Raw genomic sequence first — 14,543 nt, 5'->3', positions numbered from 1 at the left:
GAAAAAAGTTATTTAGATTTTTTTTAATAGAGAATGAACAGCGTAATTTTCCACTTTAAAACATCTCACCCAACTTACAATAACTACCTAATTTAACAGAAAATTTTTATAATTAAACGTAAGGAGGGATACTATGAAAAAAATCATATCTATATGCGCTCTAACCGCTCTATCTTTCACTTTAATTGGTTGTACAAGCACCTCAGCTACAGATAAAGCTTCACAAGTTAAGCAAGAACATACACAAAATACCTTTCAATTAAACTCCGCAAATATTACAGACATTGAAATACTCAAAACAACAAATCATACTACTTCCAAATCTCAAACAAGTAATGAAGAAATGGTAAAATCTATCGTTTCAGCAGTTCAAAAAGGTACCTCTAAACCAATCACATTAGATCAAAAAAAGAGACAATCTGTGCATTCTACTATAACCGTTACATATAAAGATGACGCAAAAGAAGAGTTTCTTGTGTGGGTTGATAATAAGGAGCAAATTACGATTGCTAAAGATGAGAAGAAAGATAAAGTTGAAGGTGTAACGGTGAACATTAAAGATGCTAAAATGATGAAAGATTTCTTTAAAATGTAAAAAGAATCTCCTTTAAGGGGATCCTTTTTCTCTTCATACAGCCTAATTGCTTTATACGAGCAAACGAGTTCTGCTCCTTATCATCCAAAGCAGAAATATATTAGTTATATAACTATTGTTGCTATTGCAGAAAAGTACAACAAGCTGGACAACCTAGATTTCAAACTGTAAGATTAGATGTTGGTGAAATCGGGCAGCAAAGTATATATAGAAAATAGGTGTTAATTTTGAAAATCAATAAAAAATTTGAACCGATAATTTTTAATCTCTTTATGATTTTAGGTATATCTAGTATTATCTCTTTCGTCATAGTTTCAATGAACGTTGGGTATACAGCTTTATTTCTCAAATCATGGCTGAAAACATGGGGAATTGCCTTCATACTTGCATTTTTAGCTTCTAAATTACTACCCTTTGTAGTGAAAAGGATAATGAAAATATTCATATTTGTTGAGAAGGATGCTTAAAAATAAAGTGATGCACTACTCTAGTTCATTTAAATTAATAGAAATAATCACCACAAAACTTAACCTAGTAAAATGTTTCAACTCGAAGAAAGGTACCTGAAAAGTTGTCTTTTCTTTATATGTTAAAAAAGCTCGCCTATTTCCGTAGGCGAGCTTTATCTTTATTACACAATATGAAAGTATACTCTCTTTTTCTCTGAAATTTTATGTAATTATACATATTCACGAAAATAGAAAAAGTAACATTGTCATTACAACATATTCTCCACGTTCAACTTAGTTATCATTAGCATGTTTTTCTATAAAATCAAGAATTCTAGCATTCACCTAGTTAGAGAATTCACCATTGATTGCGTGAGATGCATTTTTCCAGTTCACTATATCGATATCTTTCACATATCTTTTCCCAGTTTCAACTGCTTTTACCGAATTATGCATTGTACTTTTTTCAGCCATTAATGCAAGCACTGGAATATTGATATTTTTCAAGTCTTCTTTACTAACTAAATCAGGCGCTGACGTTTTAAGTTTATAGTTACGCATACCCGACTCGATTAACTTAGCGATCGGCTCATCGCCATTTATTTCTGCTCCTCCAGAAACATAGCTTAACATCTTTTCTCTTATAAACTTAGGTACAATAGGAACGGAAGCTGGAATAGATGCTAGAATCATCTTTATGGATATTTGCGTAAATACAAAAACTGGGTCCAATAAACTAGCCGTAGCAATATGCTCAGAATTATATCTAGCCAAGTTCATTGTTGTCCATCCTCCAAAAGAAACAAAAAATCCATTCTAATTAGTCTTTTATCAAGATCATAATCAAAATGAATTTTTTAACTTTATAGAGACTGTTTTTTAGCTATACATCTCTTGGAGTTTCACTAAGTTTTTTTTATGATTTGATAATCCAATTGTAAAACTATTGGGATTCATAACGATATCTCCTTTGTTACCTTTTAATGTAACAATAACTTTAGACTTTATTAGCCCTCTTTTTACTTTTATACCCTCTACATCTTCAATATTAATTATTAGTTTATTACCATTAAACTTACCAGTTAAAGGATTCAATTCAAGCATCATTATCCTCTTATTAGTAAAACAAATCACTTGATGTTGATTTTCTAAAAATGCACCAGGTCCAAATTTAAGATATTCTGATGTTGCTGCCATTTTCATAGTGTAAAAATAATAAAAATACAATTCATCTTCATATGCTACCTCATTAAATAGTGCATCTAATACATTATTGTTTAACATTTTTATTCCCCCGGTATGCAAATAATCTCTTACCATTTATCCTTTTTCTTCCTATCCGCCATTTAATTTTACCATAAATTAGAATTAGATTAGAGTTTATATAAGATTAATAACAAACCTAAAAAGATTCACATATTTATTTCAAAAACTAATTTAATCAATGGGGTGAAGATAAATGATAAGTTATAAAAATTAGAATGAGGTTCCATTAGAACTTGCAAATAAAACTAAAACTCAGTAAAGAAGGTTTAAATCCTTTAGAAGCCCTATAGCTAATGTATTCCAGAGAGTAAATAATAGGTATATACAGCTATATAAACGCTCAAAATCAGAAAAAAACAACTATCTGATAAGCAAAAACTTGCATTACCAAATGGTAGAAAAGTAAGTTTGGAGCAACGGACTTGTAAACAGTGTGGTTATATCGTTCAAAGCAAAACTAAACTACGTCTAAGCCTCTGCTCTAGCTGTTACGAACTTCAGGTAAGTATGAATCAATAATAGGAATAAATTATTAAAATCAAAATAAGCACATCTCGTTAAAAAACAGATGTGCTTATTTTTATATAAGAATTTCTTTATCACGTTTAACAATACGCTAAAATCTATTAAATCAAATTATTGTTTTATAAATTTAAATACTATTCCTTTGTCCATCTAATTAATATAATACTTTTTGCTTTATTTTATAAAATGAAGTATTTGACGCAAATAATTTCTTCTAATAATAAGGTAGTAAATTATTTGTACACTAATAAAGCTTGTGAATATGAGAATAGAATTCCCTGCAACAGGTAAGTCTACGCCCACCCTGCTCTGTGCTAAAGCCCTTATTGCCAAAAAGGCTACGCTACTGTGAATAACAGAAATCACAATAGGCACAAAAAATAATATGCTAATTTGTTGGGTTACAATTTTTTTTAACTCTCTTTTAGTTAACCCTAATTTAGAAAGCGTTTGAAATTGGCTTTTATCTCGATCTAAATCTGTGAATAAACGGAAGTATAAGAAGCTAATTGCAAATATAAAAAATACAACCCCCACTAGTACGCTAAGAATAGATAGCATTGCATTCATTTGTTTACGTTCTAACCATTGTAAGACCGAGCAATCAAATATAAAAGGTGGTTGTCCACTTTGATAATCATATAAAATTACCTTCTCAAGTTGTTTAGCAACATCTGCTGCTTCATGCATATTTTTAATTAAAAAACGATAGACTTTATGCTGATCAGTCTTTCCTTCTGCTAATTGCTTTTTTAGTATTGTTTCGTACATTGAATCTGAAACAACAACAGAAAAATGATAAGATGGGCCAATAATATTATCCCTTAATATCTTATTCCTCGAAAGATTAAAATGCATATTACCCTGTTCTATTTTAAGAGATGAAGACACTTTCTTTAATTCATCTTGAGAAGCTGTTCTTAAATATTTTTTTGATGGTAGAATTAGACTATCCGTTTCCTTTTTTAATGTTTCTACTGGGTATCCTAGTATTTTGGCAGTTGCGTTGTAATCAGTCAGGCTCATAATTGTTGCACCTCCTTCTGTATTAAAACCAGTAGAAGTTACTAACTTATATGAGAATCCAGCATCATGTAATTGTTTCTCGATTTGAGAAATATGAGAGGACTCCTGCTTGTTGCGTTTCAATGATGTATACTCAAACGCATAAGGGCTGTCAACTTCCGCTAATGCTCCATTTCCAATAGCAAGACAAGCACCAATAGAGGTAAAGGCAACTGCCGAAAGTATACTTACTAGAAATAGTGTTCTTGCGTTATCTGTCATTCGATATGCTAACTCCGAAATCGTTAACATATTTGTTTTTTTAAAGAAAGTGTATTGACGATTTTTCAATATTGTAATGACATAAAAGCTGAGCTGAGTAAATAAAAAGTATGTTCCTAATACACATAAGAAAACGCATATTAACATAACATATATATAATCGGTTCCTTTTTCCAATGCTGTATCTAAATAAAATGCTGAGGCATATCCAATGATAATACAAAGAATTGAAAAGAAAGCTAGCCATTTAGATGACTTTGGTTCCGTTTTTGGTTTTTCTTCAGATTTCATGAGTTCAATTAGCTGGGATACTTTCATTACTCGTAAAGTGAAAAAAGAGACAAGTATAAATAAAATAAAAAACATAATAGATGTCATTAAAATTGCCTTAGTAGGAAAATAAAATGGAAGCCCACCTTTTAATAGGAAAAGTGAACTACATATCAATAAAATTAATTTTCCAAAGACTAATCCAGTTCCAATCCCAACAATAATTGCAGAACATCCAATTAACATATTTTCCATGAAGATTAACTTTTTTAATTGTGTGTCAGACATGCCATGGAGTATTAAGATACCAAATTCCTTTTTCCTTGTTTTTAAAAACATAGTAATAGAATATAGAATGAAAAAGAAGGAGAAAAATATAATTAGATATTGAGTAATTTTAAATCCTTGTGTACTTAAGGCACTTATGACCGCACTTGTCGATACAAGATTACCAGTGAAATTAGGATGAAATGCAAGTAATTCATAAATGAATAGAATCATCACGGCAAATGTACTACTTAAAAAATGGCCTAAATATAATCGCTTATTACGAATGACGTTATTAAGCGCGAACTGACGCAAATTCATGTTGATTGCCTCCTAATAAAGATATTACATCCATAATATTTTTGTGAAATCTTGAACGATTGTCACCGCAATAAATTTCATTATAAAAAGATCCATCTTTAATAAAAACTACTCGGTCACAGTAACTCGCTGCTACAGGGTCATGTGTCACTAGCATCATAGTTACTTGTTCTTCTTGATTTAATTTCTTTAAAAGTTCCATCACATCATTTGCCGCTTTTGAATCTAAATTTCCTGTTGGCTCATCTGCTAAAATTAATTGAGGAGAATGAATGAGGGCACGAGCAATGGCAGTTCGTTGGGCTTGACCTCCTGAAATTTCATAGGTTCTTTTATTTAAAATCTCTTCAATCCCCAGTTGTTTAGAAATAACTTCTACTTTTTCGTTCATATCATTCAAACTTACATTATCTAATGTAAGTGGTAAAACAATATTCTCTTTTACAGTTAGAGTATTCATGAGGTTAAAAGATTGAAAGACAAATCCTAGTTCACGACGTCTAAATAGAGCTAAATCATTAGAAGATAAACAATAGGGATTTCTTTCGTTAATAAATACTTCCCCAGATGTTGGTGCATCAATAGTAGAAATCATATTCAGTAAAGTTGATTTTCCACTCCCTGATGCTCCCATAATCCCTACAAATTCTCCTTTTTGTATTGTCAAATCAATATTGGAAAGAGCTTTATAAGATACTTCTCCTGTATTATAAATTTTACTTAAGTTACGGACTGTTAATATACTCATTGTTGCTATCTCCTGTTCGTTTATTGGATATCTACAATTTAATCTAAAGCGTTATAGTCTTCATATTGAATTGTCTTACATTTACCTTACAAGAATGTAAGATTACAATAAGAAAGTGCAATTAATATTAAAGTAAATAGTAGTATTGTCAAGAATATGGTTAATTTAGAGGCATTTATAAATTAATTCCATAAAAAGGGTAACATTCGGCTGTTCTGGTTTAAGTTGTTCTAGCTTTACTTCTTTAAATTGCACTGTTTGTCCCTTCTCTTCAATTTCAGCGTGAATAGCTATTAAGATATTATCTTGATACAGTTCTTCAAAAACTACTAGTTCTTTACCTTGTAGTCCAGAAGCATTAAATGTGAAATCTAATGTGATAGAACCGTTTCTTTCGTTTTGGGGAGAATCAATTTCTTAAGTTAATAGCGATGGGGGCACCATATGAAAAAAAGAAAATTGTACGCTTAAATACAATTTGGCAACAAACTAACTGTTTTCTTATACATGAATAGACAACTACTGTAAGAGTTATAGTTCCCTTTTTGCATTTATCTTTTAATCAGATGAATGCTTTTTTTAGTACATAATAAAAAATATAAAAAAATAACTAGAAAAACTGTCACAAAATCCGTTTTTCTGGTTTCTCTATAATACAGGTATCAAATTGAAAGTGAGGTTTAAACTAACATGTTAACGATAGAAAATGAAGAAAGTCATACTTCTAATATGACCTTTGAAGATTTATTTAAGCAGTACTATGCTTATGCTGTGAAACAGATTATATGGATTGTTAAAGACCAATCTATAGCTGAAGAGTTAGCACAAGAAGTATTTTTACAATTATATCGTAGTGATTGGAAAGGAATTGAAAACATACCTGGATGGTTGATTAAATCTTCTACTTATGTTGCTTATAACCATTTCCGATCTGAAAAAAGGCAGCAAGCGAAAATTGATAAAGAAATCCAATACCATGACGTACAAAATGTTTCATCGTTAGACGATGATTGGATAAGAAAAGAAGAAATTACAAAGGTCCAAACGATACTAAATAAAATGAATGATCGAGAACGAACCCTTTTACTAATGAAATTCTCTGGTTTTCAATATAAAGAAATTGCAGAAATACTTCAAATTGAAATATCTTCTATTGGAACATTATTGGTCCGAGCCAAAATGAAATTTCGCAAGATTTATAAACAAATAGAGGAGGCATAACAAATGAAATGTTATGATATCGGATTTATTCAAACATATATTGATGGCGAACTTTCTCATGATATAAGAAAGGAATTCACAAAGCACCTAGATACATGTGAAGCATGCCAAGATTTATTAGTAGAAATTAGTAAATTAAATCAATGGGAAAACGTAATGCTAGATGAAGAATGTGCAAATTCACCACATGAAATCAAAATTGATATAGAACAAGCATGGAAAACATTTGAAAGTCGTTCCAAGTTAGAGAATGTTTCTAATATAAATCACAAAAAACAACAGAAGAAAGGAACCTTTACAAACATGAGTAAAAAATCAAAACGTTTCATGTATACAGCAGTAGCTGCAGCAGCACTTTTCACAACAGCAATGATTCCACAAGTACAAGTGGCGGCTACAAATGTTGCCTCGTATTTTTCTAATGCAGTTATAAACGATAAGGTTGTAAATGAGGGGGGTACAGATGAAAATGGTAACAAAATAGATGGAATGAAGAATGGTAAATATATTCCTATTGATGAAAAAATTACAGATCAAGGTATTACTGTACATTTCAAAGAATTATATATCGCAGATTCACGTATATCAGTTCATTATAGAATGGAAAAAGCTGACGGAAGTTTAGTACCATTTGAATTTGATACATCGGGATTAGAACTTGGGAATGATGGTAAGGTTAATGGACAACAAGAAGAAAACCCTGAGCTTAAAAAAGTAGGGGTAATATCTTTTATCCAAGATTCAGATGATCTTCTTCCTTTTGAACTTATGGCAGCTGGTAAAAAATTAGATCATGTAGGCATTCGTGAGAAAGACAAACCAGAAGGTGTCGTTACATTTGTTGAAGGTCCTGAAGGAAAAGACTCTTTCAAACAACCTCTTACGCTAGATATAAATATAAATAAAATTGGAAAAGTAGCTGGATCTTGGAAAGCTCAAATTCCAATTGATACTTCACATTTGAAAAATAATACGAATTAACATGAAAAAAAGAATAGAACAGTATGTATCTAATTCTCAGTTTATATGTTTTCTTGTTTTCGTTACATTTATTTTTTATGTAGTTTTTACTCTATCTTTTATTTGTGATTTAAGACCATTATAAGAAAAAGCTCCCTAAAAAAGTAGAGAAATAAATAACCGGTTTCTTAACGTATAAGAAATCGGTTATTTTGTATTTAAAATGCGTTTAAATGTAAAATTTTCTTTTTTTGTAAAAAAGAAAAGACACCCTAAGGTGCCTTCCTCCGACTTGAACCATCTTAATTTTAATAATATGTATTGGACTCCCATCCAACTATTATTTTACCATGTTAAGTTGTTTTTGTTTATTGAGAAATACAATAATTTATTTATGCTGGTCGTCTGTATGAGGTCCTTTTGTAGTCCATGCAGCCATTAATAAAAGAACAATTGCAGTGATGACACTTTTGGATTTCTTCAGGATTCATTTGATCTACGGGTTTATAATCCCTGTTAGCATCATAGGTAGAATAGCGGGATAAAAGTAGAAATAGCATAATTAAAAAAGGAGTGAAACTTCACTCCTCTTTTTTACTTGTTGATTTTAACATGCATTAGATCACTACTAGAATTTTGCTTCTCTAAGCTTATCTCTATTTTAAGATTGTTTTTATTTATTTCAAAATTACCTGTGCGTGTATTAGAAGCCACTATATTATCAATCTCTTTACTCAAATCTAAGTTTGGATTTATCATAGTGATCCACTTTTTCCCTAACTCTAGTAACGCCTTATTACCTTGGCCTCTCTCAATTACAAAATTAACAGTAAAGTTATTTTCATCATCACCCCTTACAGTGAAATTCCCATAAAATTCTGGAATCCCCTCTAATACTGGAGAGAATAAAACGACCTCTGAACCTGGACCACCTATCGCTGCATACTTTAATTCCGCATTATATTTTGTATTGATTTGAGTAACAAAATTTTGTGCTTCCTTAGATACAGATCTTTTCAGTACAGATGAGCTCTCCATCCAACCTTCATAATAATAAATATCATCATCTGCTAAATCTTGCAGTATAACAGTAGGCTTTAACTCAGGCTCTTTTTCTGATTTATTAATTGCATTGTATAAGAATAGTGCATACTGCTCACGAGTCACGAGACTTTGCGGTTCAAACTTATTATCACCCGTGCCCGTCGTGATTTTATTTTCTTGTAATGCACTGATAGCATTTGTTGCCCAGTAATTTTTATCTACATCTTTGAAAGTGGTAGTAGATGTTGCTTGGAAATTAAATGCCTTTGTTAATACAACAGCTAATTGTTCACGTGTTAAAACATTATCTGGACCAAATTTCCCATTACCAAATCCGTTCATAATACCAGCTTTATTCAGAGCTAGAATTTCTTTTTCAAACATATGCCCTTCTATATCTGTGAAAGGATTTTGTGTAGTAAGTTCATCTGCTGGCTTCAAGTAAGCATATATTAGTTTAGCCACTTGTCCTCGTGTAATGTTATCACCAAAACCAAACATTCCGTTTCCATAACCAGCTACAATATTTTTCTCTTTTAAATCCATAATTGCTTTATAAGACCAGTGATTTCCAGGAACATCTTTAAATCCTATTGTATTTTCTGCTTGCACATTTGTTAGAGGAGTTAGTGTTGTTGATGCAATAACTGTCCCTGCTAAAATTAATTGTTTAAAATTCATAATTGAATCCCCTTATTCTTAAAATAATATGTTGAAAAGAATACCGTGCATACCCTTTTATATTAACATATAAAGATGTTATATGTAGGTTAATTATGGAATATTTAAAGAAGATTATTCCAGTTGATAATGAGTACACAACTACATTAAAATCATAATAATTTGCTTCCAATACGCATTCTTTTCCTTTATCCATTTTAAAAAGATACCATTTACAAATGCAAAAAACCCCTCAAAACATCAGCTTTAAGGGGATCCCTCCTATCATCTTCTCTCTTCATACAATCGATTTGCTTTATACGAGCAAACGAAAAACATACATGTCGCAACAGGGATAAATGTTAAAAAAAGTCCTCTCATTAATGCAAATGGCGTTTCAAATAAGAATGACCATAGAAACGATACGCCTTGCTTATCCCATAATCCTGGAGTTAAGTATAGTTCTTTCGGATTTACAAATGCTCCTAAATTCATCGTATTACTATACATAAATAAAAATAATATCGGCAAATAACATATCGCTAATTCTAAAAATGTTTTAGATAGACGTTTATACTTCCCTGCTCGTGACATTTGATCTGAAAAAATGTCATCTTCACTTTCCTCATTTACCTTTTTAAAATAGTACGTACCTGACCACCGATTACCAGCTATATGCTCCCAGCCACTATCTTCAAATAGTGTGCAGTAATTAATAAAATCACTTGTCCTACTAAATACTCTATGGTCTATTTTAATCGTCGCATCTTCGGGTTCTGTATATCTAAATGTATAACCAAATGTAGTGCTTTCTAGTTGATAGCCTTTCCAAGCCATCTCTTCTAACCATTTTTCCTCTTTCTCAAATTCTAAAAAAAATTTCAATCTCCACATCATCGTTTCCCCCTAACTATACGTGTAATATACTTTTTGTAACCTCAATAATGTGCTGGCTCTAATAAAGCTAAAAGTACGTAATAGGTTGTTTCCGTTAATGGTAAATTTTTATCTCTATTCATACACACCTCCAATGTAACGATAAATATATAGCTAAACTATATAGTTCAACTGTATATGTCAAATGCAGAAATAACTTTATAAGCCATAAGAAAAACGCTACCTTTTTAAAAGATAGCGTTTTTCTTATTATCCTTGCTTATTCTTCGCCTTTGAATGCAGACCCTTTTCTTATTCACATAAAACTTAAACCCTTAAAGAACCACGAAAACCTCTGGCAGCATAGTAAGAATCTGCTCCATTGTGGTACACAAAAACATGTCCGAAGCGATAATCACAGAAAAGCGCACCACCGAGCTCTCTAATATCTGAAGGTGTTTGTACCCAACTTGATGATTTTATATCAAAATCCCCAAGTTGTTGCAACTCTCGATATTGCTCTTCAGTCAATAGTTCAATACCCATAGCATTTGCTACATCAATAACCGTATTTTCTGGTTGATGTTTTTTTCTTGATTCTAGCGCTTCACGATCATAACAAAGGCTTCTGCGGCCTTTAGGACTCTCCTTTGAACAATCACAGAAAGTATACTCATCCTTCTCTTTATCATAAGCAATAACATCTGGCTCACCACCAGTTACTTCCATTTCATTAAGTGACCACAATTTTTCAGGATTAGCGTCCAACTTCGCTTCAACTTTAGCCCATTCAAGTTCTTCATGGCGGTTCATATTCTTCTCAAAACGAGATTTTAATACTTTTAACAATTCTTCTCGTTGTTCTACCAATAACTCATTTTTATTCTTTGTCATATTAGTCCTCCGTATTATGTGTCCTTTTAATCATTTAAGTATATGTTTTATAACAAATCTTCTCAATCATTGTTTTGTATGCAGTTTACAATAAATTATATAATTTTTAAAATCTCTTTTTCAACAATAAAAAAAGCACCTGAAACAGATGCTTTCTCTCATTCTCAATACGTAAACGTAATCGTCACTAAAGAATATCCTTCTTTCGCATTATACGGCTCAGCTTTATAAGAAACACGGTTCGCTCCTTGCGGATAACCGATTTCTCCAATTACTTTTTTCACATCTTGCAATGCGCCATCCATTGATTGTTTATAAAGGATTTCAATTTTTGGTGACTTTGCATTATAACGTTGCTGCATTTTATTTTTGAATTCATTATAGTTGTTTGCAATGTATTCATTTCCTAAATAATTTAACTTTGTATCTTTTAATATTTGTTGGTATGCAGTGGTTTTCGTACCACCTGCCGCAATTTTATTTGTTAATGTACTATAATAATTTGTTGTAGCTTGCGGATAGTCACTTCTATTCCACACGTGATTTCTTGCGATTTGCTCATCTGATAAGTTGAAATATGAATATGTTACGCGGCCCTGCTCATCTGGCACCGGATCATCGAATGTTGTATCAAGGTGATACCATTTGTTTTCGATTTTCACTAAATTCCAAGCATGAGGCTGACCGTCTCCAGTTCCTACTACAAAATGATTCTCAATTCCCGCTTCTTTTAATAATTGATAGGTTAATAGTGCGTAACCTTGGCAAACCGCAGAACGATTTACAAGTGCTTCATATGCTGTGTAAGCTTTATAAGACGTATCGTAAGAAATATGTTTTACGACATAATCATGAATCGCTTTCACTTTTTGGTGATCATCCATTCCAACTTGAGTAATAGAAGAAACAATTGCCTTTGCTTGCTTCATTACATATTCCGTTTGTTCTTTCGTTTCGCGATATGTAATTTTCAGCGTAAACGTATAATTTCCAGGTGATCCAGAAATTCCATATGAAACATTCGATCTATTATAATTTGTATACTCATTTTTACTTGCCACTTCTTTATAGGCGTTAAAAAGCGTATCCATCACTTCTTGCATATTGCTATTTTTCGTTTTATATGGAAGTGTAATATTTGTTTCATATGTATTAATACGCTTTTGCACTTCATCTTTAAATGCTGCTAATAATGCTGCATCTCCTGTATCTTTCACCGCAACCGCAGGATTTTTATATTGCAAAGCATTATATAAAAACTGTGCATACTGTTCACGCGTTACCGTTTTTGCAGGTTCAAATTTCCCGTCGCCTGTACCAGATGCAATCCCGTTTGACTGCACCGCACTAATCGCACCTTCTGCCCAAAAACCATTCGGAACATCATTAAATGTATGCTTTTGCTTAGCTGAAACTTGAAAAGCATTTTTAATAATTTGCGCCATTTCTGCACGGCTAACAGAATCTTTCGGTCTAAACCCTCCGTTTCCATCCCCATTAAAAATTCCTAATTTCGTTAACGTTAAAACCTCTTCTGGAAACAATGTGGATCCTGCGCGAATATCTCGATACGGATTGTTTAAAGTAGATCCATCTTTTAATACATAACGAGCACCTTCATTACTGAACGCACCACCTTGCTTATTCGGTAACAGCGCACGATAAATTAAAGCTGCAACTTGCTCTCTCGTCGCAACATCACCGAAACCAAACTTCCCATTTCCATAACCGGAAATAATATTTTTACTCGATAAATCTTTAATTGCCGGATACGACCAATGCGACGTAGGCACATCAGAAAAAATACCTGCCTCAGCAGCTCTCACGTCACTGCCATTTGTATATAGTAAAGCACCACCTATAAGTGATAATGATGTAATTGATTTTAGTAGTTTTGTGTACATAATTCCTTCTCCCAATACGTTCTCTATTTATATATTTTGTCGAAAAATCTAAAATAATATGACAAAACATATTATACTATTAAAATTTTTTGAAGGATATACTAAGTTTTGAAATATGCAAAAACTCATATTGTTATAGGTGTTCATAGTGATATTATGTTGTTTTACTTGTGAATATATAAATAATAAGGGAATATAACATTCAAAAATCATTGGAATAAAGCGAAACTTCACTCAGTGGTACTACTCTGTACATTTCACGTCTCTCTTCTTTACTTTAAATGAATGTTTTCGCTTCACTTTTATCTCAGCCAGTATAACACCGCTAAGAATAAGCAATGCTCCAATATACCCTTTGAGTGGCAATACTTCGTTCATGAACAGGTAAGCGAATATTGCAGAAAATACAGGTTCTAATGAAAAAATGAGTCCTGTATGTGTCGGTGTTGTGTATTTCTGCGCCATCGCCTGAACAATGTAGGCAAAAGCACTGCAGACAATGCTTAACACCAGTACAGCGATCCAACTTTCTTTAGTGGATGGAAGTTGCGGCTTTTCGAAAATCAGGGCAAAGAGTATGCCAAAGCCTCCTGCAAATCCCAATTGAAGAATACCAAGCTGCAATGTATTCGCAACTTTAGCCGCCCTCCCGGTGACAATAATATGAAAAGCATAAAAGAAAGCGGCGAGTATACAGAGTAAATCTCCAGAGTTTAGTGTTAATTGATTATTCAAAGTCAGTAAACCAATGCCTGTCATTGCAACAAGGGCACTAATGATCAGTCTATAACTTAGTCGTTCTTTGAACAGAACGATAGATAATAAAGGGATAAAGATTACAGTCAAACTGGCTAGAAAACCGGCATTTGAAGCTGATGTTGTTTTTAAACCTAAGATGACTGAAGCAGATACCACAAATAGTAAAAACCCCAGAATAAAACCATATTTTAGAGTAACAAAATAGATTGAACGAAATTGTTTACAAAAAACAGCGACACAAACCAAAAAAGCAATACCAAAGCGTAATGCAACAAGAGAAAATGAAGGAACAGTTTCCAATCCGACTTTCATAAAAAGGTAGGAAGAACCCCAGGTCATTGTAACAACTAAGATCATAAAATCAGCTTTTATAGGTTTCATTTTTAGTTCCCCTTTTCAATTTTATGTACATAGTATATTTATGATTGAAATATTAGTAAATTGAATATATTTAATGCTATACTTGAACAAAATTCATACATAAGAAAGTAGGAGAT

The 14,543-nt window shown here is 32.1% G+C and carries 12 protein-coding genes and 3 pseudogenes; 4 read left to right on the top strand and 11 right to left on the bottom strand.

The features are described 5' to 3' along the window. The first annotated feature begins 133 nt into the window (after window positions 1-133). Both ACQVV1_RS10495 and ACQVV1_RS10490 read left to right on the top strand, forming a co-directional pair. Entirely contained in the window at window positions 134-595 is a 462-nt protein-coding gene (locus ACQVV1_RS10495; RefSeq protein WP_309259806.1) for a hypothetical protein, read from the top strand. Between the two features lie 227 nt (window positions 596-822). Continuing rightward, window positions 823-1,062: a DUF2798 domain-containing protein gene (locus tag ACQVV1_RS10490; protein WP_431168843.1), complete on the top strand. Its 240-nt coding sequence runs from the start codon at window positions 823-825 to the stop codon at window positions 1,060-1,062. Between the two features lie 327 nt (window positions 1,063-1,389). Here the strand turns inward: ACQVV1_RS10490 and ACQVV1_RS10485 are convergent. The 5 genes and pseudogenes from ACQVV1_RS10485 to ACQVV1_RS10465 form a co-directional block, all read right to left on the bottom strand. Next, window positions 1,390-1,848 (bottom strand): annotated as a pseudogene (locus ACQVV1_RS10485) (alpha/beta fold hydrolase); the annotation flags it as partial. Between the two features lie 75 nt (window positions 1,849-1,923). Continuing rightward, window positions 1,924-2,328, bottom strand: coding sequence for a PH domain-containing protein (locus ACQVV1_RS10480; RefSeq protein WP_309259805.1), 405 nt, complete (start codon window positions 2,326-2,328; stop codon window positions 1,924-1,926). A 681-nt stretch (window positions 2,329-3,009) separates the two neighbouring features. Next, complete coding sequence (locus ACQVV1_RS10475; protein ID WP_309259804.1) at window positions 3,010-4,980, bottom strand: ABC transporter permease; 1,971 nt, start codon at window positions 4,978-4,980, stop codon at window positions 3,010-3,012. Beyond that, window positions 4,955-5,728 (bottom strand): ABC transporter ATP-binding protein, encoded by a 774-nt coding sequence (locus tag ACQVV1_RS10470; protein WP_242255701.1) that lies wholly within the window; start codon window positions 5,726-5,728, stop codon window positions 4,955-4,957. Before ACQVV1_RS10470 ends, ACQVV1_RS10475 begins: the two co-directional genes overlap by 26 nt. 204 nt (window positions 5,729-5,932) lie before the next feature. After that, a pseudogene (locus tag ACQVV1_RS10465) lies at window positions 5,933-6,124 on the bottom strand (VaFE repeat-containing surface-anchored protein); the annotation flags it as partial. 294 nt (window positions 6,125-6,418) lie between these two features. On the opposite strand from ACQVV1_RS10465, the gene ACQVV1_RS10460 reads away from it, so the two are divergent. Together ACQVV1_RS10460 and ACQVV1_RS10455 are read left to right on the top strand one after the other, a co-directional pair. Then, on the top strand, window positions 6,419-6,949 hold the full coding sequence (locus ACQVV1_RS10460; protein WP_242255703.1) for an RNA polymerase sigma factor SigX: 531 nt from the start codon (window positions 6,419-6,421) through the stop codon (window positions 6,947-6,949). Window positions 6,950-6,952: 3 nt separating this feature from the next. Next, window positions 6,953-7,930: a DUF4179 domain-containing protein gene (locus ACQVV1_RS10455; protein ID WP_242255705.1), complete on the top strand. Its 978-nt coding sequence runs from the start codon at window positions 6,953-6,955 to the stop codon at window positions 7,928-7,930. A 573-nt stretch (window positions 7,931-8,503) separates the two neighbouring features. Here the strand turns inward: ACQVV1_RS10455 and ACQVV1_RS10450 are convergent. The 6 genes and pseudogenes from ACQVV1_RS10450 to ACQVV1_RS10425 form a co-directional block, all read right to left on the bottom strand. Further along, window positions 8,504-9,634: an S-layer homology domain-containing protein gene (locus tag ACQVV1_RS10450; protein ID WP_431168842.1), complete on the bottom strand. Its 1,131-nt coding sequence runs from the start codon at window positions 9,632-9,634 to the stop codon at window positions 8,504-8,506. A 264-nt stretch (window positions 9,635-9,898) separates the two neighbouring features. After that, window positions 9,899-10,510, bottom strand: a complete 612-nt coding sequence (locus ACQVV1_RS10445) for a DUF2812 domain-containing protein (protein ID WP_431168841.1) — start codon at window positions 10,508-10,510, stop codon at window positions 9,899-9,901. A gap of 47 nt (window positions 10,511-10,557) precedes the next feature. Continuing rightward, a pseudogene (locus tag ACQVV1_RS10440) lies at window positions 10,558-10,632 on the bottom strand (PadR family transcriptional regulator); the annotation flags it as partial. Window positions 10,633-10,816: 184 nt separating this feature from the next. Then, window positions 10,817-11,383 carry a DUF4256 domain-containing protein gene (locus tag ACQVV1_RS10435; protein ID WP_431168840.1) on the bottom strand — a complete coding sequence of 189 codons (567 nt, stop codon included), beginning with the start codon at window positions 11,381-11,383 and terminating at the stop codon, window positions 10,817-10,819. Between the two features lie 164 nt (window positions 11,384-11,547). Further along, a complete protein-coding gene (locus tag ACQVV1_RS10430; protein WP_242255713.1) occupies window positions 11,548-13,287 on the bottom strand; it encodes an S-layer homology domain-containing protein in 1,740 nt (579 codons plus the stop codon). A gap of 243 nt (window positions 13,288-13,530) precedes the next feature. Continuing rightward, entirely contained in the window at window positions 13,531-14,427 is an 897-nt protein-coding gene (locus tag ACQVV1_RS10425) for a DMT family transporter (protein ID WP_431168839.1), read from the bottom strand. Between the last annotated feature and the right edge of the window lie 116 nt (window positions 14,428-14,543).

It is taken from the genome of Bacillus basilensis, assembly GCF_050630465.1.
Taxonomy (GTDB): domain Bacteria; phylum Bacillota; class Bacilli; order Bacillales; family Bacillaceae_G; genus Bacillus_A; species Bacillus_A basilensis.
This window is presented reverse-complemented; position numbering and strand designations above follow the sequence as displayed.